At 31.2% G+C, this 23,089-nt stretch carries 23 protein-coding genes; 1 reads left to right on the top strand and 22 read right to left on the bottom strand.

The genetic code is table 11. The annotated features are described in order from the left end of the window. Entirely contained in the window at nucleotides 1-1,845 is a 1,845-nt protein-coding gene (locus JW646_RS12870) for a TIGR03960 family B12-binding radical SAM protein (RefSeq protein WP_228415383.1), read from the bottom strand. Between the two features lie 375 nt (nucleotides 1,846-2,220). Here JW646_RS12870 and JW646_RS12865 point away from each other — a divergent pair, with 375 nt between their 5' ends. Further along, nucleotides 2,221-3,414, top strand: coding sequence for an FprA family A-type flavoprotein (locus tag JW646_RS12865; RefSeq protein WP_074914757.1), 1,194 nt, complete (start codon nucleotides 2,221-2,223; stop codon nucleotides 3,412-3,414). A gap of 55 nt (nucleotides 3,415-3,469) precedes the next feature. Here the strand turns inward: JW646_RS12865 and mgsA are convergent, their stop codons facing one another. The 21 genes from mgsA to JW646_RS12760 all read right to left on the bottom strand — a co-directional run bounded on the left by mgsA (nucleotide 3,470) and on the right by JW646_RS12760 (nucleotide 22,964). After that, nucleotides 3,470-3,883, bottom strand: coding sequence for a methylglyoxal synthase (gene mgsA, locus JW646_RS12860; protein WP_074918960.1), 414 nt, complete (start codon nucleotides 3,881-3,883; stop codon nucleotides 3,470-3,472). Nucleotides 3,884-3,913: 30 nt separating this feature from the next. Continuing rightward, a complete protein-coding gene (gene rodA / locus JW646_RS12855; RefSeq protein WP_074914755.1) occupies nucleotides 3,914-5,032 on the bottom strand; it encodes a rod shape-determining protein RodA in 1,119 nt (372 codons plus the stop codon). 97 nt (nucleotides 5,033-5,129) lie between these two features. After that, the gene (minE, locus tag JW646_RS12850) at nucleotides 5,130-5,414 is read right to left on the bottom strand and encodes a cell division topological specificity factor MinE (protein WP_018591537.1); all 285 of its coding nucleotides are present in this window, start codon (nucleotides 5,412-5,414) and stop codon (nucleotides 5,130-5,132) included. A 15-nt stretch (nucleotides 5,415-5,429) separates the two neighbouring features. Beyond that, complete coding sequence (minD, locus tag JW646_RS12845; protein WP_074914753.1) at nucleotides 5,430-6,227, bottom strand: septum site-determining protein MinD; 798 nt, start codon at nucleotides 6,225-6,227, stop codon at nucleotides 5,430-5,432. Between the two features lie 4 nt (nucleotides 6,228-6,231). Next, a complete protein-coding gene (locus JW646_RS12840) occupies nucleotides 6,232-6,939 on the bottom strand; it encodes a septum site-determining protein MinC (protein WP_074914751.1) in 708 nt (235 codons plus the stop codon). Nucleotides 6,940-7,000: 61 nt separating this feature from the next. After that, nucleotides 7,001-10,045 (bottom strand): penicillin-binding transpeptidase domain-containing protein, encoded by a 3,045-nt coding sequence (locus JW646_RS12835; protein ID WP_228415382.1) that lies wholly within the window; start codon nucleotides 10,043-10,045, stop codon nucleotides 7,001-7,003. 11 nt (nucleotides 10,046-10,056) lie between these two features. Then, a complete protein-coding gene (gene mreD, locus JW646_RS12830) occupies nucleotides 10,057-10,545 on the bottom strand; it encodes a rod shape-determining protein MreD (RefSeq protein WP_074914748.1) in 489 nt (162 codons plus the stop codon). Nucleotides 10,546-10,560: 15 nt separating this feature from the next. Next, nucleotides 10,561-11,457, bottom strand: a complete 897-nt coding sequence (gene mreC / locus JW646_RS12825; RefSeq protein ID WP_228415381.1) for a rod shape-determining protein MreC — start codon at nucleotides 11,455-11,457, stop codon at nucleotides 10,561-10,563. 8 nt (nucleotides 11,458-11,465) lie between these two features. Next, a complete protein-coding gene (locus JW646_RS12820; RefSeq protein ID WP_074918956.1) occupies nucleotides 11,466-12,533 on the bottom strand; it encodes a rod shape-determining protein in 1,068 nt (355 codons plus the stop codon). A gap of 30 nt (nucleotides 12,534-12,563) precedes the next feature. Next, a complete protein-coding gene (gene radC, locus JW646_RS12815; RefSeq protein WP_175487684.1) occupies nucleotides 12,564-13,220 on the bottom strand; it encodes a RadC family protein in 657 nt (218 codons plus the stop codon). Between the two features lie 44 nt (nucleotides 13,221-13,264). Next, entirely contained in the window at nucleotides 13,265-13,849 is a 585-nt protein-coding gene (locus JW646_RS12810) for a Maf family protein (protein WP_074914744.1), read from the bottom strand. A gap of 242 nt (nucleotides 13,850-14,091) precedes the next feature. Continuing rightward, a complete protein-coding gene (locus JW646_RS12805; protein WP_148556080.1) occupies nucleotides 14,092-15,090 on the bottom strand; it encodes an RnfABCDGE type electron transport complex subunit B in 999 nt (332 codons plus the stop codon). 16 nt (nucleotides 15,091-15,106) lie between these two features. Beyond that, nucleotides 15,107-15,682, bottom strand: a complete 576-nt coding sequence (gene rsxA, locus JW646_RS12800; protein WP_074914740.1) for an electron transport complex subunit RsxA — start codon at nucleotides 15,680-15,682, stop codon at nucleotides 15,107-15,109. A gap of 16 nt (nucleotides 15,683-15,698) precedes the next feature. After that, nucleotides 15,699-16,292 (bottom strand): electron transport complex subunit RsxE, encoded by a 594-nt coding sequence (gene rsxE / locus JW646_RS12795; RefSeq protein WP_074914737.1) that lies wholly within the window; start codon nucleotides 16,290-16,292, stop codon nucleotides 15,699-15,701. Between the two features lie 12 nt (nucleotides 16,293-16,304). Next, entirely contained in the window at nucleotides 16,305-16,871 is a 567-nt protein-coding gene (locus tag JW646_RS12790) for an RnfABCDGE type electron transport complex subunit G (RefSeq protein WP_074914735.1), read from the bottom strand. Beyond that, a complete protein-coding gene (locus tag JW646_RS12785; RefSeq protein ID WP_074914733.1) occupies nucleotides 16,864-17,850 on the bottom strand; it encodes an RnfABCDGE type electron transport complex subunit D in 987 nt (328 codons plus the stop codon). Before JW646_RS12785 ends, JW646_RS12790 begins: the two co-directional genes overlap by 8 nt. Nucleotides 17,851-17,868: 18 nt before the next feature. Next, nucleotides 17,869-19,209: an electron transport complex subunit RsxC gene (rsxC, locus tag JW646_RS12780; RefSeq protein ID WP_148556076.1), complete on the bottom strand. Its 1,341-nt coding sequence runs from the start codon at nucleotides 19,207-19,209 to the stop codon at nucleotides 17,869-17,871. Between the two features lie 238 nt (nucleotides 19,210-19,447). After that, entirely contained in the window at nucleotides 19,448-20,362 is a 915-nt protein-coding gene (locus JW646_RS12775; RefSeq protein WP_074914729.1) for a hypothetical protein, read from the bottom strand. Between the two features lie 135 nt (nucleotides 20,363-20,497). Next, a complete protein-coding gene (locus tag JW646_RS12770; protein WP_228415380.1) occupies nucleotides 20,498-21,841 on the bottom strand; it encodes a C40 family peptidase in 1,344 nt (447 codons plus the stop codon). Between the two features lie 26 nt (nucleotides 21,842-21,867). Then, a complete protein-coding gene (locus JW646_RS12765; RefSeq protein WP_074914725.1) occupies nucleotides 21,868-22,239 on the bottom strand; it encodes a VOC family protein in 372 nt (123 codons plus the stop codon). Nucleotides 22,240-22,328: 89 nt separating this feature from the next. Continuing rightward, nucleotides 22,329-22,964: an endonuclease/exonuclease/phosphatase family protein gene (locus JW646_RS12760; RefSeq protein ID WP_228417388.1), complete on the bottom strand. Its 636-nt coding sequence runs from the start codon at nucleotides 22,962-22,964 to the stop codon at nucleotides 22,329-22,331. Nucleotides 22,965-23,089 lie beyond the last annotated feature (125 nt).

Genomic DNA, 23,089 nt, shown 5'->3' with positions numbered 1-23,089 from the left:
TTAACATAGCCCCCTTCCTAAGTCCGTTATATTTATTCCACAACCATTACATTTATGTCTACAGTCTGGTGTTACTGCATCTTCTTTTGATTTGTCATTTTCTCTCATCAAGAATTTTTTGGATACACCTACATCTATGTGGTCCCATGCAAATACTTCATCGTAACTTCTTTCTCTATGAGCATACCAGCTTACGTCCAGTCCGTTTTTTTCCATAGCCTCAGTCCATATATCTAAGTTAAAGTATTCTGACCATCCATCAAATTTAGCTCCAGCTTTAAATGCATCGTAAATGACTTTACCTATTCTTCTATCTCCTCTAGATACAACAGCTTCCATTAAGCTAGTTTTTGAATCATGATAGTTATATCTTATATCTCTATTTTTTAGAGCTTTAACTAAGTATTGTTGTTTTTCTCTAACTACATCTCCTGTATCTTGTGGATGCCATTGGAATGGAGTAAATGGTTTTGGTACAAATGTTGATGTACTTACTGTTACTCCAAACTTTCTAGATAATTTTCCGCCGTGTACTTCTCTATAAGTATCTATTACATTGTATGCTAAATCTTTTATTCCATCTAAATCTTCGTATCTTTCTGTTGGAAGACCAATCATGAAGTAAAGTTTTACACTATGCCATCCCATTTCAAAAGCTTTTGTAGTAGCATTTTTTAAATCCTCTTCACTTACACCTTTATTTATAACATCTCTCATTCTTTGGGTTCCTGCTTCTGGTGCAAATGTAAGTCCTGATTTTCTAACTTGTTGTATTTTCTCCGCAATTTCCATTGTAAAGTTATCTAGTCTAAGTGATGGTAATGATATACCTATGTTTTTGCTTGCGTATTCATCTATTAAAACATCTGTAAGTTCACTTAGTTTAGAATAATCACTAGTTGAAAGTGAAGATAGAGATATTTCATCATATCCTGTACTTTTTATTAGTTTGTCTAAAGATGTTTTTAGCGTATCTATACTTTTTTCTCTTATCGGTCTATAAATCATACCAGCTTGACAGAATCTACATCCTCTTGTACATCCTCTAAATAGCTCTAAAACTACTCTTTCGTGAACAGTTTCTATATATGGAACTATTAAAGCTTCTGGATATGGAACTTCATCCATGTTTTTTATTATTCTTTTTCTTGGATTAGTAGGGACTCCTTCTCTATTTGGTAATGTTTCTTTTACTGTTTTATCTTCATTATATGTAACATCATAAAAACTTGGTATGTAAACACCTTCTATTTTAGATGCTCTCATTAAGAAGTCTTCTCTAGTTGTTTTGTTTTTCTTCCACTCTTTGTACTCATTTAGTACTTCTAAATTAACCTCTTCGCCTTCTCCAAGTATTACTATGTCCACAAAGTCTGCTAAAGGCTCTGAGTTGTAAGCACAAGGTCCTCCAACCATTATGAATGGATCATCTAACTTTCTATCTTTGGCAAATATCTCTATATTAGCTAAGTCTAATATGTTTAATATATTTGTATAAGAAAGTTCATATTGAAGGGTAAATGTAACAAAGTCAAAATTTGTTATAGGTTCTCTTGATTCTATTGCAAATAGAGGTATATTCTTTTCTCTTAATATTTCTTCCATATCTACTGCTGGAGAATAAACTCTTTCACAATAAACATTTTCATCGCTATTTAATACTCTATATAAGATTTGACTTCCTAAGTGACTCATTCCTACTTCGTATAAGTCTGGGAAACACTGTGCGTATCTTATTAAACCTTCTTTGCTAGTATCTTTATGTATAGAATTTATTTCATTTCCTAAATATCTAGCTGGTTTTTCTACTTTTTTTAAAATTTTTCTAAATTCTGCTTTATCCATCTAATATTGAAACCTCCGATAAACTAATTGTAATTAACATAAATTTTATTATACACTATAAAATATTCGGTATCAAAAATTTTTACTTTAAAAATCCAAATATTAACTCATTACTTATATTATCGCGTTATTATTATTCATTATACTTGTTTTTCAACAACTTTATCTATTATAAATATTAATTTGTAAAATGTTCTTTATAATAATATAATTTATTTAGTAAGATTATTTATACTATTTTAGTTTTTTCTTATTTATTGAGTAAAAATAACAAATAACTAAGATAATAATCTTAATCATATTTTTAGTTTTATTTTGAATCAGATTGGGTATATACAATTTGTGCTATGATTTTTTATATTTAGGAGGTTTGCAATGAGCAATGTTTTTGAAATTAAGCCAGATATATTTTACACTGGCGTAGTAGATAAGGATTTAGAAATATTTGATATTATAATGGAAACAAAATATGGAACAACTTATAATTCTTACTTAATAAAAGATGAAAAAGTTGTTTTATTTGATACTGTAAAAGATTGTTTTAAAGATGAATTTTTAAGTAATTTACAAGAAGTAGTAGATATTAAAGATATTGATTGTGTGGTTGTTCACCACACTGAGCCAGACCACTCTGGTTGTTTAAAGTATATATTGGATATAAATCCTAACATAGAAGTTGTATGTACTAATGCAGCTAAATTATACTTAAGCGACCAAGTTAATAGACCATTTAATTGTACTACTATTAAAACTGGTGACAAATTAAACATAGGTAAAAGAAATCTTGAATTTATTCAAGCTCCTTTCTTACATTGGGCAGATACAATGTTTACTTATGTTCCTGAAGACAAAATTTTATTAACTTGTGATGCTTTTGGATGCCACTATTCTCATTATGATGCAAAAGCTATACATGGTGAAGGATATTTAGATTCAGCAAAATTATATTATGATTGCATAGTTAGACCTTATGCAAAATATGTTTTAGACGCTGTAAACAAAGTTGTTGAATTAGGATTAGACTTTGACACAATATTAACTTCTCATGGTCCTATTCTTTCTGAAAAACCAATGGAGCAAGTTACTAGATATGTAGAATGGTCAAAAGAAGCTTTAGAAGAAACTAACCAAGGCGAAATGGCTATATTCTACTTATCAGCTTATGCTAATACTTTTGAAATGGCTAAAAAAATACAAGAAGGTGCTCTATCTCAAGGTGTTAAGGTTAAATTATTTGACTTAGAAAAATTATCTTTAGAAGAAATTCATACTGCTGTATTAAATGCAAAAGTAGTTTTAGTCGGTTCTCCAACAATTAATAGAACAATGGTTAAACCTATGTGGGATTTATTCTCAGCAATAGACCCAATGGCTAACAAAGGAACAATTGCAGGTGTATTTGGTTCTTATGGCTGGAGTGGTGAAGGTATCTCTATGGCAGAGAATATATTCAAAGCTATGTCATTTAAGGTTCCTCAACCAGCTCTTAAAAAGAAATTCTTCCCATGTGATGATACATTCAAAGAATGTTTAGATTACGGTGTAGAATTTGCTAGTTATATTAAATAAAAAAATTAAAAAGGTTAATGTGCTGAAAATCAATTCTTCACATTAACCTTTTATTTTAAACTCTTTGACTTGTAGTTTTTCTTACTTCTCTAAAAGAGAACTCTCCCCTATCCAATGCTTTAATAAAAATTTCTGCACTAGCTAAGTTTGTTGCCACCGGCACATAATATACATCACAAAGCCTAATCAATGCTTGTATATCTGGTTCATGAGCCTGAGAAGTTAGTGGATCTCTCAAAAATATAACCAAATCAATATCTTGATTAACAATTAGTGAACCAATTTGTTGATCTCCTCCAAGAGGTCCAGATGCTAACCTATTTATTTTTAAGTTCGTTTCATCCATTATTCTTTTACCTGTAGTTCCTGTTGCATAAATACCATATTTTTTTAATATGTTCTCATAGGCAATACAAAAACCTACCATAGTATTTTTCATCTCATCGTGTGCTACTAATGCTATATTCATTTTCATATTTCCCTTGCACCCCTACTTTCTCTAGAAGTTTATTTTCTTTCTTCTCATACAAACATTTAATATTAAACCTAAACTTGCCATAGATGTTAAAACAGAACTTCCTCCATAACTTATGAATGGAAGTGTTACACCTGTTACTGGTATTAAAGATACAGTCATACCTATATTTTGGATAATTTGGTATGCAAACATGGAAGCTACACCAACAGCTATCAATGCTCCGTATTCATCCTTGGATTCAACTGAAATTCTTAACATTCTATATAAGAAATAAGCATATAAGCTTATTAAGACTACCATTCCTATTACACCTAATTCTTCTCCAACAACTGCAAATATAAAGTCACTATCTTGTATAGGTAAGAAGTCTTCTTGGTTTTGTGTCCCTTTAAAAAGACCCTTTCCAGTAAATCCACCTGAACCTATAGCTATATTAGACTGCATAACTTGATAGTTTCCTTGTATGCTGGTGTCTTCTGGATGCAAAAATCCCGTTATTCTGTCTTGTTGATATGGATCTATACATAGATAAACAATAGGCAGAGCTACAACTCCAACTATCATTGCTTTTCTTAATATTTTGTAGTCAATTCCTGCTGTAAATATTATTCCTGCAATTATGCAACAAAATACTATAGCTGTACCTAAGTCTGGTTGTGCAATTAATAAACCAATTATAGGTGCTGCATACATTAATAATCTTACAATATCTTTTACATTGTCCATTTTTCCCTTTTTGATCTCTACTATCTTTGCATAACTTAATATAAAGGTAAATTTAACCACTTCCGCTGTTTGTAAATCAAGTGGACCAAAGGATAATGTCGATCTAGCTCCTCCTCTAATAGCTCCTACTCCAGGTATTAGAACAATTGCTAATAATACAACACTTACAACATACAACTCCTTGTAATATTGCCCTAAAAAATTGTAATCAAAAATCAGTATGAACAAAATCACCCCTAAACCTAAAACAAAAGCTACAGTTTGTTTTATTAGTCTAGAATAATTTCCAGTTTGATTTGCATGAGTAGCACTGCTTAGAATAACAATACCAAAAGTAAAAATTACTAAAAGTGTGGCTATTAACTTCCAATCTAACTGTTTCAATAACTTTAAACTATTTTTATACTTAACCAATTCATCACCGTCTTTCTGGTATAGAAATTCATATTAAAATGTCATGAACTAAATAGGGAATATACCTTATGTATATCCCCCCTTTATTAAGACTAATTTATATTTTTTTGTCTTTTAAATTCTTAAGTGGTATATTTGCAACTAAGGCAGATACTGCTCTGTCTCCATTATCACTTCTAGTTTTAGACATTTTTATCTCTAAACCGTCTTCTTCTATATCAGCGTAGTTAGATATAACTTTTAATATGTCATCTTTAATCATATTTAAAAGTTGTGGAGAACAATCTACCCTGTCATGTACAAGAACTAATTTTAACCTTTCTTTTGCTACGTTTTTGCTAGTCTTATTTTCGCTTGAAAAAGCCTTAAAAAGATCAAACATGAATATCCCCCTATTCTATTTAGCTACGCCAAACATTTTTTTGATTTTTCCAAAGAAGTTAGTTTCTTGTTCCATTTCCATAATTGGAACATTATTTCCTAATATTCTTTGTGCAACGTTTCTATATGCTTTACCTGCATTTGATTTAGTATCAAGTATTGCTGGTTCCCCTTTGTTTGTTGATATAATTATACTTTCATCGTCAGGTACTATACCAATCAAGTCTATAGCCAATATTTCAACTATATCTTGCTTGTCCATCATATCCCCACGTTTAACCATATCTTGTCTTATTCTGTTAATTATCAGCCTAATGTCACTGATTTCATTAGCTTCTAATAACCCAATTATTCTGTCTGCATCCCTAACAGCAGAAACTTCAGGATTTGTAACAACAATAGCTCTATTTGCTCCTGCTATGGCATTTCTGAATCCTTGTTCTATTCCTGCAGGACAATCTATTATTATATAATCAAAACTTTCTTTTAATTTTTCACAAAGCTCAGACATTTGTTCTACAGATACTGCATTTTTATCTCTTGTTTGTGCTGCTGGTAATAAGTATAGATTTTCGAATCTTTTATCTTTTATCAATGCTTGCTTTAACTTGCACGTTCCCTCAACTACATCTACCATGTCATATACTATTCTGTTTTCTAGACCCATAACCACATCTAAATTTCTAAGTCCTATATCTGCGTCTACTACAACAGTTCTTTTATTTTCTAAACTAAGTGCTGTACCTAAGTTAGCTACCGTTGTTGTTTTTCCAACTCCACCTTTGCCTGAAGTTATAACTATGACTTCGCTCATTATACTACCCCCTATATATTTCCTTGTTTTTTAAAGTTTTAGGTAAAAAGCTTTCAATAACAATCCTGTCTTTACTCACAAAGGCTATCCCAGGAATAATTTTTTTATCATCTTCAGATTCTTCATAATCATCCTCTGGCGCCTCTGCAATATTATCTGCTATTTGCAGTATTTTAGGATTTAAATTATTTGCTATAACATAAGCCGAATTATTTCCTTTGGCTCCTGCATGAACAAACCCTCGCACTTCACCCATTACTACAATATTCCCATTAGCAACTACTTTAGCTCCAGAATACATATTACCCATAATAACAACATTTCTAGTGGAACTAACTTGTGAACCAGGGTTCATATCACTCATTACTACAACATCTCCATCAAAGACTACATTTTCCCCAGATCTCATAGCATCCACATACTTTGTTTCGAAAGCGTTAATATAAGTTTCTTTTTCTTCTTCTACAAACTCTATGTCAAATTTAGATGTAATAGATTCTTTAATCATCATCATGTGAATATCATTTAGATAGTCACAATTAATCTGATAAATTTTTGCCCCATTAAAAAATCCAACATTTTCTTCCAATCTATCTATTATACTTTTTTCTACATGTTCAAAGGGTGCTACTTTTTTAATATTAATAATAAGCCCTTTTTTATTTCCTTTAAACTCTATAAGCTCTTCTGTGGAATATTCACTAAAAGACATAACAACCTCCAGAGTGATATTAGTTTATTTATATATTCTTCATAAATATCTTAATCACCTTTTATTTTTTCAATTGTGTCGAAAAATTTATGTTATCTTCTTCTGAATTATTGTTGTCTTCTTTGTCTTTGCTGTCTGTTGTATTATTTGTATCATTAGAAGATTTACCTCTTAGACCCATGTAGTGTCCTATAATATCCTTCATAGGCAATGTTGCATAAGTCCCTGAGTTACCTTGCGGTATTACAACACATATTGCTATTTCTGGATCATCTGCTGGAGCGTAAGATACTGCCCAACCAAAGTCTCCATACGTTTCTTTAAATGCATCTATATCCTCATCTGTAATTTTGTGATTAAGCTCTTTTATTGCCCTTCTTAAATAAGCTGCATTTATTCTATCATTATCTTCAGGTAATTTCTCAGAAACACCTTCTTTTAATTCTTTTTCTAGTGCTTCCTTAGTTTCATCATCAATATCTTTACTTCCTATTTGTTCTTTAATTTCAGCAATTCTAGCCTTAGTTAACTCTGCTTCTCTTTCTGCTCTTAACTTATGATATACATCTAACACTTCATCTTTATTTACATTGTATGATGATAAATGACTCATTAAGTATTCATACTCATTATCTGTTGGTATTTTTGTACTCTTTTGTGCTGTACCAGTCTTAGCTGCTATAGGCACACCAAGATTTCCTAATACTTTCTTTGCTGTACCTTCAGTAACAACTTTTTTCATACCTATAATTAAATCTTTTAGGTTATCATCATCTTTAAAATCTATTTTTTCAGATTCAGGTTCTTTTATATCTACTTTACTATAGTCAGGTGATATAGACTTTTGAATAACGTATAGTTGATTTAAAGTTCCTCCATTTGCTATGGCTGAAATATATCTAACTACTTGAGCTGGTGTATAAGCATTTTCACCCTGGCCAATAGCCAAGTTAAATGCATCTGATACAGTCCATTTAGAGAATCTCAAGTACGTATATACTATTTGATCAGCTAAAGGTTCTAAATCATCTTCTTTTACCTTAAGTTCTGCTAATCTTTTTAAAACTTCAGCCTTTTCTGGTGTAGTTTTTTCCTCACACCAGTTTGCTATTTGCTGAATTCTTGCAGCAAACTCTTCAGGATCTTTATCCTTAGTTATGTCAGTAAAACTATTTTTCATAACTTTATTTAAATATGTTTTTAACATAGATTTTGTAGATTCAATTTTAGCTTCTTCACTAGGTACTGTACCCTTACTTTCACTGCCTAAGTCTTCATATAATCCAGTGTAATCATCTAAACCAAATAGTTTAGCATATTCCATAACTTGTTCTGGACCTATTTTTGCATTAGGATCTGCTCCACCAATTCTATTTTCTCCTGTACCTATAGTATAGAAATAAATATTACAAGATTCTTGTATGGCTTTATAAAGATTTACAATCCCATGATTGGTTCTACTTTTATTCCATATGGCATCACCATAAGATTTTTTTGATGAACCAGAACCCATCCAAATAACACCTGGGTCGTTTATGCTATATTCTGGATTTAATCCATTCTCTAGCGCTGCCATACCTGTAATCATTTTAAATGTTGAACCAGGTTGGAACACACCTTGAGTAACTAAGTTTAACAGTGGTGCTGGTGCAAGCAAGTCATTTGCGTTTTTAGGCTGTAAGCTATTATAATCCTTTGAAGATATTCCAGATACAAATAAATTCGGATCATATGATGGATAAGACGCTGAAGCTAAAACCTCACCAGTATTTACATCTGTAACTATAACAGCACCTGATTTTGCATTTGGATTGCCACCTGCAACACTTACATCTCCATAATCACTTTCATAAACTCCACCATCGCGTAATGCTTTAAGTGTCTTTTCTAAAGCTTTTTCTGTTACTTCTTGTAAATCTTTATCAAGAGTAAGATATACTGTATCTCCTGAAATAGGCTCAGTTACCTCTAGATTTTCTGTTATGTTTCCAACAGCATCAACTTTAACTTTTTTATATCCATCTGTCCCATGTAATTTGCTTTCTTGAGTTTTTTCCACTCCAGCAAGACCTACTATGTCATCTTTGGAATATTTTTCTTCCTTATTCTCTAGATATTGTTTTTCTTGAGTTGAAGGTATTTTCCCTAAATATCCAAGAACATGTGACGCCAAATTCCCGTTAGGATAGGTCCTAACTGGCTCATTAGACACAGATATTCCAGGAAGCTCAATAGCCATCTCTTCAATTGTTGCTATTGTATTTTCACTTATATTTTTTGCTATTGTTACTGGTTTATATTTTGTATAACCCTGAGATTTTATAAGATCTCTAACTATAAGTATTTTTCTAGCCTCTGAATCACTTAAACTTGAATCTATTAAGTAGTAATCTCTAACTGCTTTAAATGCTACCTCTGCATCAGGTTTACTAGAATCTATTTTCTTTTCTTTCATCCATTTGTCTACTTTGTACCCTTCAAGCCAGTCATTCTTCTCTCTATCTTCTGTAAATGTCCAAGTAGATACAAGTATTGGAGGATAATATCCTGCTTCATTCACTTTTTTCTGTAGATCTGCCGGCTTTAAGTTTCTATTTTCTTCTGCTAACTTTCCATCTGCTATTAATTGATCTACTAAATAATAAAATGTTTCCTTGGCATTTAAATCCTGTGGAATATTATTTTCTTCCTTATATTGTCTTATATTTTCATCATAAGTATAATAATATTTCCCATCTTCTATTATTATTGGAAACTCATCTGTATACTTTTCTTTATTTTTTTCTAATAAATTGATAAGTTTTAAAGAAATATTGTTTCCTTCTGACTTATCTTCCTTTGTATCATTTTTTGTTAATTCATTTATTGATACTTGAACAGTAAACTGATTTTCATTTCCTGCTAATATTCTTCCATATCTATCTCTTATTTCCCCTCTAGCCGCTTTTACAGTAATTTCTTTATATGTTTTATTATCGGCTAAATCTGTATAATAATCATATTTAATTATATTCATATATAAAATTTTGATTATTATAGCTGCAAAGGCAAAAAGAAATACATTTTTTATTACCTTACATCTTTCATTAATTTTCTTTTCATCCATTAAATCACCAACTAATCTTCTTTAAGTTTTAATATTGACTTATCAAAAGCCTTATATAAGATTAAGGCTATTATACTATTTAAAATTGGTAATATTACTATACCTCTTATTATTAATCTAGTAAGAGTGAAACTATTATATACAACAATAGATGCTAATATATTAAGCACAGAGCTAAATATAGTTGTTGCTAAAATCAGCGTAAATATAGTAACTTTACTTTCTTTGTATATTTTTTTTCTTGAGTAACTAATGGTATAACATATCAAAAAATAAACTAAACCATTTAATCCAAATATGCCACCAACAGTTATATCTTTCAATAAACCTAATATAGCTCCTATTATACCTATCTCAAGCTCATCTAGATACAAAGATATAATTGTTAGGAAAATCAAAAGAAAATCTATTGTTACTCCAAATATACTTATATAATTTGTTATACTATTTTCTAATATCAGTATAGCTATTCCCAAAAGAGAAAGGTAAATCTTTTTCATTTTAGATACCCCCCTCTAATTTATATTTCTTGGCTCAACGATTACTACATCGTCTATATTTTTGAAATCAACATTTGGTTTTACTATTACATATTTTAATGAGTTATTTTTATTTTCAATTACTTTTTCTACTTTACCTATTACAATTCCCTCTGGAAATAGCGCAAGGCCTGATGTTGTAACTACATCACCTGGTAATACATCATAAGTAGAGTCAAACATATGTCCTTGTAGTAACCCATTGTCTCTATAGTCTGTTTTTTCGTCTACATTTTCACCATACGTAATAATACCCTTAAATTCAGAGTTCTTTGCTAACTTAAAACTTACTGATGATTTTGTGTCTAGTAAAGAAATAACCTTACAATAGTTTTCAGATACTTCATATACTATACCTACTAAACCATTACCATTCATAACTAAACTGTCTTTTTTCACCCCATCTTTACTACCAGCAGATACAACAAAACTTGTATACCAATTTCCATCGTTCTTACTAACTACCTTGGCAGATAAAGTTTTAGCTACATATTTTTCATCTACAAAGTTTAGTGCAGTTTTTAAACTTTGTAGAGATTGAACATCATCTAATTTGCTTTGCAAATCAATTACATCTTGTTGTAATTTGTTATTTTCTTTTTCTAAACTTTCAGCCTTTTTGGCATTTTTTTGAAAATTAATTATATTTTCAAATCCACTTTTTACAAAGGTAAATCCACTATTAATAGTACTTCCTATGGTAGATATTGTAGTCATTCCAACATTTGAACCTGCAGGGTTACTCCCGCCGGTTCTTCCAATAGACATAGCTACAATTCCAATTAAAGTGATAGCAACTACACCTGTTGCTATCACTTTAAAATTAACCTTTTTCTTGTTTTTATTATTCTTTTCAAACTTCAAGGTCAGCACCTACTTCATTACTTTTTATTGTTCATCATTAGTACTTTTTCAAATATTTCTGCATCTTCTACTGATTTACCTGTACCTATAGCAACACAGTCTAGTGGATTTTCTGCTATTTTAACCGGCATTCCAGTTTCTTCTTTAACTAATTTATCAAGCCCTTTAAGTAAAGCTCCTCCTCCAGTTAACATTATTCCATTTTCCATAATGTCTGAAGCTAATTCTGGTGGAGTTTTTTCTAGTGTAGATTTTATTCCATCTACTATAGAATTAACAGGTTCTCTTAATGCATCTCTTACTTCTGATGAAGATATTTGCATAGTTTTTGGAAGACCAGATATTAAATCTCTACCTCTTATTTCCATTTCAACTTCTTCGCCTTCTTTGTAAGCTGAACCTATTGTGATTTTTACATTCTCTGCAGTTCTCTCACCTATCATTAAGCTGTATTCTTTTTTTACATAACTAACTATAGCTTCGTCTAATTCATCTCCACCAAGTCTTATTGATTTAGCTGTAACTATACCACCTAGTGATATTATAGCTATTTCAGAAGTACCACCACCGATATCTACTACCATATTTCCTTCTGGTTCTTCTATTCTAAGTCCAGCTCCTATTGCAGCTGCCATTGGTTCTTCTATTAAGAATGCATCTTTCGCTCCAGCTTGTCTTGCAGCTTCTTCTATTGCTCTTTTTTCAACTTCTGTTACACCAAAAGGCACACATATAGCTATTCTTGGAGACACTACACCCTTTTTAGCTGCAGCCTTTTGTATGAAGTAACTTAACATTGATTGAGTAACATCAAAATCAGCTATAACTCCATCTTTCATTGGTCTTATAGCTACTATGTTTCCTGGTGTTCTACCTATCATTCTTTTTGCTTCTTCACCAACTGCTAAAACTTGCTTGCTATCATCTCTTATAGCAACAACTGATGGTTCTCTTACTACTATTCCTTGTCCTTTTATATAAACTAATGTATTTGCAGTACCTAAATCGATACCCATATCCTTAGTCATTTTTCCAAATCCAAACAAAGATTTATAACCTTTTTTTTCCTTCTTTTCCTTTGCCATTTTCATGCACCTTCCTTACTTTTATTCTTATTAAATCAACATATTCTCTTTAAAACTGAAATAAACTCCGTCCCCTATTATGATATGATCTATAACTTCTATGCCCACAATTTCCCCACAATCTCTCAGCCTGCTTGTTACGTTTTTGTCTTCTTTTGAAGGCTCACAGTTTCCAGATGGATGGTTATGTAATAAAATAATCTTATTACTACTTCTTCTTATTGCCTCTCTAAAAACTTCTCTAGGATGAACAAGGGATGAATTTAGAGTTCCCACAGAAATGTCCACATCAGTTATTATTTCATTTTTAGTATTTAAAAGAACTACCTTAAAAATTTCTTTATATTGATATCTTAAACTCTCCATATAGTATTTATATATGTCCCAAGGGTTTTTGACTTTATATTTTGCAGGCTTATATGATGCTATCCTACTAGCTAATTCTAGGGCTGCCTTAATTTGAAGTGCTTTAGTTTGTCCTATACCATGAATGCTTTTTAGCTCTTCAAAAGTTAAGTCTTGTAAGTATCTGATATTATCAGCTTTGTCTATAATAGCTTGGCCTAGTTGAATTGCATTTGATTCTTTAGTCCCAGTTCTTATAAGTATGGCTAATAACTCTGCATCAGATAAACTATTTGCGCCATTTAGAATCATTTTTTCTCTTGGTCTTTCTTCTAATGTCATATCTCTAATTGTCATTAATGAATTAGAAGACTTTTTCAGTTGAATCAACCTCCGTAAAAAAGATTTATTTTAAAGTGATCCTTCAAGCAGTCACTTATTTTTGATATAGGAAGACCTACTATATTAAAATAGTCGCCTTGAATATTATTAACTAATAATCCTCCATACCCTTGTATTCCATAAGCTCCAGCTTTGTCTAAAGACTCTTTTGTATTCAAATAATCTTTTATACATTCTTCGGATAATTCTTTAAAAGTTACTTGACTAACCTCACAATCAATAACTTTTTTGTTCAAACTTAAATTTATCAAAGCGAAACCAGTAATTACATAATGAGTTTTCCCTGACAATAACTTAATCATGTCGTATGCTTCTTCTTCGTTTTTAGGTTTTCCTAAAATTCGGTTGTTTATCACAACAATTGTATCTGCACCAATTACTAAAGATTCTTCATTGTTATTTGCCACATCTAATGCTTTTTCATATGCAAGCCTCATTACTGTTTCTTTTGGTGATTCATTTGCTTTAATAATTTCATCAACTTGACTTTCTTTTACGGAAAATCTCACCTTAGTATTTTCTAAGATTTCTCTTCTTCTAGGTGATTTCGATGCTAAGATTATATCCATTCTCTCACCTCACCTTGTACTATTATTTTGTACTAATTAAGTTTATCATTATATTGTAAAAATTTCAATGTTAATGTCGAGTCTTTTGATTACATAATTGTTATATTTATAATTTTTTCTTCTAAATAATTAGAAAGCTTATATGGTTTGATTTTTAACAAAAAAAATAAAGGTATGGATTATTTCCATACCTTTATTTTAACCATATTTAAAATATTTTTACATTTATTTTATAACATGTGTTATTGGTTAGTTGCTTTAATCTCTTCATCAACTAAACTCATAGCACCCTTTTTACATTTTGGTAAACATAAATGGCACCCTTTACATTTATCTTGGTCAACTTTGTGTGGTTGTTTCTTTTCACCTTCTATTGCACCAAATTTACATGCTCTCGCACAAGCAGTACATCCTATACATTTTTCTTCGTCTATAGTAACTTTTCTTCTGTCACTTATATCCCCTGATATAACTTTTGTTGGACATTTTGCCACACAAACTTTACATCCTATACATTTTTCTTGGTCTATTACTGCAAGCTTGTTATCCATTGTTATAGCATCAACTGGGCAAGCTTTAGCACAAGCTCCACATCCAATACATCCTGCTGAACATTTTACTTTTACAGCTTTACCAAATTCATGGCTATTACATTTTACAAACACTTCTTTACTAGCTGGTTTTTCTACTATTAAAGCCTTTGGACATGCTTCTTTACATTTACCACAATTTACACATTTTTCTTCATCTACTACTGCTACACCATTTTCTATTTTAATAGCATCAAACTTACATACAGAGACACATGTTCCAAATCCTAAACATCCTGCACTACAAGCTTTTGAACCACCTATTAAAGCTGCTGCTGCTCTACAATCTTTTAATCCTTGATGTTCATATTTGTCTTTTGCTTTGTCACAAGTACCACTACATTTTACTACTGCTACCATTTTTTCTGAACTACCTGCTTCTACTCCCATTATTTCTCCAACTTTGGCTGCAACTACCGCTCCACCAACTGGACATCCATTAATTGGGGCATCTCCTTTAGCTATTGCAGCGGCTAATCCTCCACATCCTGGGAATCCACAACCACCGCAGTTTGCTCCTGGAAGTACTTCAAGTATTTTTTCTTCTTTTTCATCTACTTCAACTGCAAATTTTTTAGATGCATAGGCTAATATTGCTCCGAAAACTAATCCTAAACTACCTAAAAGTAAAATTGCTTTTAATATACTCACAAAATCACCTCCTGCTTTATAATTGTATTAATCCTGTAAATCCTAAGAAAGCTATTGACATTAAAGCTGCTGATATCAATGTTATTGGAAATCCTTGGAATGATTCTGGTATATCTGCTAATTCTAATCTTTCCCTAATTCCTGCAAACAATACTATTGCAAGTGTAAAACCAACACCTGCACCTGCACCATTAATTAATGTTTCTATTATATTATACCCTTTTTGTATATTAACTAATGCTATACCAAGTACAGCACAGTTTGTTGTTATAAGTGGTAAATAAACTCCAAGTGCTTGATATAAAGATGGACTCATCTTTTTTATAACCATTTCAACAAACTGAACTATGGAAGCAATTACTAAAATGAAAGCAATTGTTTGTAAGTATCCAGTATCTGTTATATTTAATATTTTTTGTATAAAGAATGTAATCACAGAGGCTAATGCTAAAACAAAAGTAACTGCAACCCCCATTCCAACTGCTGTATCAACTTTCTTAGAAACACCTAAGAATGGACATATACCTAAGAATTGTGATGTTATAACGTTATTAACAAGTACAATACTTAGAAATAATAATATATAATTCATTTAACTTTCCTCCCTATTAAGCTTTTTTCTTTACTACTTTATTAAATAGTGCCATTAAGAATCCTAAAGTTAAGAATGCACCTGGAGGTAGTATAAATAATAAAGCTGGTTGATAAGAAGCTCCAAATAAGCTAAATCCAAATACTGATCCTGCTCCCAATAATTCTCTAACTGCACCTAGAGCTGTAAGAGCTATTGTAAAACCAAGACCCATTCCTACACCATCTACTGCAGATGCTACTGGTCCGTTTTTAGATGCAAAACTTTCTGCACGAGCTAATATTATACAGTTAACAACTATTAACGGAATATATAATCCAAGTGCTTTGTCTAAAGCTGGTACATATGCTTTTAAAACCATTTGAACTATTGTAACGAATGTTGCTATAACAACAACAAACGCTGGTATTCTTATTTTATCTGGTATTACTTTTCTAAGCAATGAAATAGCTAAGTTTGAACACGCTAAAACTACTGCTGTAGAAAGTCCCATACCTATACCGTTTACAGCAGAACTTGTTACAGCTAGCGTTGGGCACATACCTATAACTTGAACAAAGGTTGGGTTCTCGTCAATAATACCATTTTTAAATATTTTTCCTAGATTCATACTATTGTCCCCCTATTTATTAATACTCTCATATATTTCTACTGCTGTATTAACTCCTTTTGTTACAGCCTTAGATGTAATAGTAGCTCCTGATATCGCTTGTATTTCTGTTTCTCCTGCAGCTCCACTTTTTATAACATTAAGTTCTGTTGCTGGTTTACCTGCATACTGACTATAAAAAGGCTCTTCCTTAGCTTTAGCTCCAAGTCCAGGAGTTTCAGTCATATTTCCTACTTTAACACCTGATATAGTTCCATCTTTGCTAACACCTACCATAAGTTCGATTTCTCCGCCATATCCTTTTGGAAGAACTTTTATAGTATATCCTGCCACATCAGACCCATTTAAACCTTCATAAACTTCTACAACTTTTACATCAGATTTATTTTTATATTTATTACTATCAACTAATTTAAATTCTTTCGCTTCTGACAATACTATTTTTCTAGCTTCGTCATTTGCCTGTTCATTCCTTTGTTCTATTATTGGTGCAGTCATTTGGTTTGTTCCAGCTAAAAGCCCTGCAGCTATGGCACAAATAATAAATAAATTTAATCCTAATTTTAATATACTATTCACTCTTAGCCACCTCCCCAAACACTCTGTTATTAACATATTTATCTATTAGTGGTGTAACAACATTTGCTAATAATATTGAATATGAACATCCTTCTGGATAACCACCATATAATCTTATTACTGTTGCAATGACACCCGCCAAAACAGCATAAATAATTTGTCCTTTTTTCGTCATAGGAGACGTTGTATAGTCAGTTAACATGAAGAATGCACCTAACATAACACCACCTGCTAAGATTTGGAACATCGCGAATTCAAAACTAAATCCACCTAATAAGAAACTTAATATAAATATTGTACCTAAATAGCACACTGGCATTATATAAGAAATAATTCCCTTATAAATTAAATAAACTCCACCTAGAAGTATTAATATTGCACATGTTTCACCTATACATCCACCTATATTACCTAAAGCCATATCTAAAAGTGATACTCCACTTTCTTTTAATGGTTCAAGACCAGCTGCGCCAGCTTTTAAGAAACTAAGCGGTGTAGCAGTTGATACTGCATCTAAACTTCCTGTACTTACCCAGTTTACACCAGTTTTAGTCCAAGCAGTCATTGCTACTGGAAATGATGCTAGTAAAAAAGCTCTACCTGCAAGAGCTGGGTTAACAAAGTTATTCCCAATTCCGCCAAATACCATTTTTACAACTATAATTGCAAATACTCCACCTAGTATACACATCCACCATGGAAGTGATGCTGGCACATTAAATGCAAGTAATAATCCTGTTACTACTGCAGAGAAATCTCCCACAGTACTTTTTTGTTTAGTTATTTTTTGATATAAAAATTCTGAGCCAACTGTACCCAGTATACAAAAGAACATTACGAATAAAGCACTAGCTCTAAAAAAATACACTGCAGCAAGTGCTGCTGGTACAAGGGCAAGTACTACTTGTTTCATTATATAAGACGTATCTTCATTGCTTCTAATATGAGGTGATGATGATACAATAAACTTATTTTCCATATTTTTTCCCCCTAACTACTATTTGTTAGCCGCTTGTTGTTTTCTTCTCATAGCTTGAATTTGTCTTTTAGCATTTCTTATTGATTCTACCAACGGTCTTCTTGCTGGACATATAAATGAGCAAGATCCACATTCTATACAATCAAGAGCTCTATGTTCTGCTGCTCTCTCAAAGTCGCCTTTTAAAGAATTCGCACTTATATATAAAGGTTGTAAAAATGCTGGACATACATCTGTACATCTACCACATCTTAAACAGTTACTTGGTTCATCTATTTTAGCTTCTTCTGCTGATATACATAAAATACCAGAAGAACCTTTGTTAGTAACTACATTTGTTGTATATTGAGTCATACCCATCATAGGTCCACCCATTATAAACTTACCTACTTTTACATCTTCTTTAAATCCGCCACATTGATCAATTATTTCAGAAACTACTGTACCTACTTTTGTTACTAAGTTTGCAGGTTCTTTTATACAGCTTCCTGTTACTGTTGTAATTCTCTCGATTAATGGTAATCCAGTTTTAATAGTTTTCGCTATTTGAGCAGCCGTTCCAACGTTATCAACCACAGCTCCTGCCGCTGATGGTAATGCTCCTGATGGAACTTCTCTTCCTGTACAAGCATATATTAATTGTTTCTCTGCTCCTTGTGGATATTTAACTTCTAGACCAACTACTTCAACATCGTTAAATCCTTTTGCAGCATTTGTTATAGCTTCTATAGCGTCTGGCTTGTTAACTTCAATACCTATATATCCTTTTTTAACGTTTAGAGCCTTCATTATTACTCTAATACCAAAGACAACGTCTTCAGGATTTTCTACCATAAGTCTATGGTCAGCTGTAAGATATGGTTCACATTCCGCCCCATTTAAAATAACAACATCAATATTTGCATCTGGTGGTGGTGAAAGCTTAACATGAGTTGGGAATGTCGCTCCACCCATTCCAACTATACCTGCTTCTTGGACATACTTAATTATATCCTTTGAGTCTAATGTTTCTAGCTCACCTTTTGGCCCTATACTTTCATCCAATTCTTCTTTAAAGTCATTTTCGATTACAACACAAATTCCTTTTCCTCCTGGAATTTCATGTTCTTCTATACTAATAACTTTTCCTGAAACAGATGAATGAATATAAGTTGATACAAACCCTTGAGGTTCACCAATCTTTTGTCCTTTTTTTACCTCTTCTCCTACTTCAACTATAGGTTTTGCTGGTGCACCTATATGTTGTTGTAGAGGTATATAGACTACTTTTGGAGCCTCTGCTTTTTTTAAAGCGATTTGATTTGTATACTCTTTATTATATGAAGGATGTATTCCTCCTTTAAATGTTAAGAGCTTCATTTTACTACCTCCCCAAACTGTTTTTAACTTTTATGCTATTAACTATAGTATACTATAAATTTTTTAAAAGTTAATAATTGTTAAAAAAATATCCCAATTTGCTAATTCTGATAATCATTTTAAACCGTTACTAATATATCAATTTAAAAAATTAAGAATTTATAAATCATTCCATTTTGGCATGTTTCATTTTTATTACATAAAAAAAGGTTGATACAACAACCTTTTTTTACGTTAACTATTTCATTGATTGTACAAATAAGTAATACTGTTGTATAGAAGATAACAACAAACCTTGACTCACATAACCTTTATTTTCATTTGCGCTTTTTGATGAAGTTAAAATATAATTTTGTGTGTTATTTATGTAAGAAATCAAATTATTTTTAAATTTATCCATTTTTGAATAGTCAATTTTTTGTGTATTTTTTTTCAAATTTTCTAGTATTGTCTTTCGATTTGTTAAAATTTCATTGTAAGCAGATAAATCATTTTTATTTTTATCCCAATATTGACCTTCTTTTTGATAATTTTCAATCAAATCATTTAAACCAGTTGCTATATCTTTCATATAAGAATAGTCATCTGTATATTCTAAAGATAGCATAGGTACCTCTATTTTTGTTAAAAAAGAGTCAGAGAAGTATGTTTTCGTCTTTTCCAGGTTGTTTCTCACCTTAGTTTCATCAAAAGAAGAGTAAACTTGAATTTTTTCAGACTTATCTATTGTCATACTTGATGATGGAATTTTATATTGATTCATAACTTCTTCTATTTTTTTCAAATCATTTTTATCTTCTAAAGATGCTACTTGTATGGTATATACTACCATCTCATTTACACTTGCTACCTGAGAGTTTTCTTGTGTGTCCTCTTTATCTCCTTTTTCTACTTCATTTAACTGAGACTCAATTGTGGATGAAGTTATAACCTTGCTTTTATCAAATAAATTTTTAACCCCATCCCATATTGAAGCATTTTTTATTGCACTTACTACGTTCACCTTTCCCAACTTGTCCATAAAATCTTTATCCTTCAAGTTTATGTATGCATAAGTACCCACAATACATAAACATAGGGTAACAGTTACTACCCTCGTTCCATTAAATCTTTTTCTCTTATTGAAATTTTTGTAGAATTTTCTTTTGCTCATAAGTCGTCCCCTCCTAAATGGTTTTACTAATATATATTTAGAAGATGTCCAATTTATGATATGAATTTGATTATATATAATTATAAAAAAAGCTATGAATTTAGATTTTTTCTAATTTCATAGCTTTTGATGTTATTAAAATCTTCTTGCTCCTAGCAATACTTTTCCATAATATCCAGACAAAGAGTCTATTTTCACCTTATCTGGTCTTGTTTGAGATCCACTGGCATGAATAAATTGGTTATTTCCAATATAAATCCCCACATGTGAGGTTCTTCCAGGTGTAACTGTAGCGAAATGTAATAAATCTCCCTTTTTCAAGTTACTTGTTCCTACAGCAGTTCCTACCCTTGCTTGGTCGTAGGAAATCCTAGGTAAAGATGTTCCTCTTGCATGTAAATATACATAACTTGTAAATCCTGAACAGTCAAATGAGTTTGGCCCATTTCCACCCCATACATAAGGCTTACCTAATTGAGCCATAGCAAGATTCACTACTGATTCATTTTTAGATTCACTTGATGTATTATCTCCTGATGTATTATCTCCTGGTGATTCAGTTGTAATATTTATATATTTAGAACTTACCCATCCAGTAATATTAGAACTAGTTTTTATTTGGTACCAAGAGTTAGAGCTGTTAGTTATGGTTACTACTTCACCTTTTTTTAGAGCAGTTTTAACAGAGTGGTTAGTTCCTGGCCCACTTCTTACATTTAAGCTATCTGTTGATTTTCCATAAGTATCGCTTTTAGATATATATGAAGATGAAGCCCATCCTATAGTGTCATTGGATAATTTTACTTTGTACCATCCATTGGATTCACTTAATAAAAATACCACTTGACCAGGTTTTAAATAAGTTTTAACGGAGTAATTGGTTCCCGGTCCACTTCTTACATTTAAATTAACACTACTAGTTACTTTTCCATTTAAATTAACTTCTGTTTCTGGAGTTCCTTCAGGTTTATTTGAATCATTGTTAGAATCATTAGAATCACTAGAAACATTGCCCGTTGTCTCCTCAATATAAGATCCATGTACCCAACCACTATTTCCATTAGATAACTGTATTTTATACCAACCATTTGATTTGTCAGTTATTTTATGCATCGTTCCATTTTTCACAGTAGTTTTAATTTCATATGATTTGCCTGGTCCACTTCTTACATTTAGTCTAACCTTGCATTTAATTTTTGCATTTAGACTAGCACTTTCTATTTGAATATATTTATCACTGACCCATCCAGTTCCCTTATTGGGTAACTGAACATTTAACCAACCATCACTTTTTTCTAGTATTGCTACAACATCACCTTTGTGCAAGCAACCTTTTATGCTAGTATCTGTACCTGGTCCACTTCTTATATTTAATGCACTTACTGTAACAGTTCCTTTTTCCTGTGCACTAACACTAGAATGGCCTAAAGATAATGCTAGCGTGCCAACTCCTATAGCTGTAATTACTTTTGTATTCACAGTTATCTCCCCCAAATTTTATCATTCTATTTTTTCTTTGGTAATATTTCTATCCAGTAATTATCTGGATCAGCTATGAAGTATATTCCCATAGCTTTATTTTCAAAACAAATACAACCCATTTCTTTATGTAATTCGTAAGCTTTATCAAAGTCTTCTACTTCCAATGCTAAGTGGAACTCGTTATCTCCTAAATTATAAGGTCTGTCCCAATCTCTTAGCCAAGTTAATTCTAGATTATGAGATGTTACTCCATCACCTAGGTATACTAAAACAAAACTTCCGTCTTCTGAATTTATACGTCTAGTTTCCTTTAAACCTAATGCTTTTTTATAAAATTCTAAACTTTTTTCTAAATTTAGTACGTTAAAGTTATTATGGCAAAATGTAAATTTCATATTATTTCCTCCTTATATGTTACAATATCCTATATTTGTATAATTAAATATTATTACATTTTTTTGTACATTACTACAATATTCTATTATTATATTCTCAATTTTGCAATAATCGGATAATGGTCTGATAATTTTTTAATAATAACCCTATAATTTATAGGTACAATATCTTGTGAAACAAAAATATAATCTATTCTTTCTATTCCTAAAGAAAAAGTCAAAGTATTTGATTTATCTAATGTTTTTGCCACATCTATACAGTTATCATCAAGATTTATCTCTGCCGCATTAAAGTCTCCTGCTATGATATAAGGTTCATTACCAAGTCCATCAATAAAAGTTTGCAATTCCTTTAACTGCTCTTCTTGTTCTTCTTTATTTGTTCCCAAGTGAACATTAATTATGTTTACATTCTTACCCTTAACATCAATGACTGTATGTAATATACCCCTTTGCTCCTTAGAACTACTCAGGTATACATGATTTTGCCTAATTATTCTATATTTTGAATAAGTAACCAGTCCATAATTTGAATTTAAATTTACTACATTTGCACCAAAGTGAGAGTTCATTCCCAATTCTTCCTTTAGACTACTCACTTGAAATCCTACCTTTGCAGATTCATTTACTTCTTGTAAACAAATTATATCTGCATCACAATTTTTCAAAAAATCTATAATATCAAAAAGAGTTGGAAACATATCTTTATCTACACCACTATGTATGTTATAACTTACAATTTTTAAATCTGTATTTAATCTTCCTTCATTTGTATTAACATTGCTAGCTATTACACTAGAAATTATAATTAAGATTAATAAAAAAAGTTTTTTTAACTTAATATTTGATC

This window comes from Terrisporobacter hibernicus, assembly GCF_020809405.1.
In the GTDB taxonomy this organism is placed as follows: domain Bacteria; phylum Bacillota; class Clostridia; order Peptostreptococcales; family Peptostreptococcaceae; genus Terrisporobacter; species Terrisporobacter petrolearius.
This window is presented reverse-complemented; position numbering and strand designations above follow the sequence as displayed.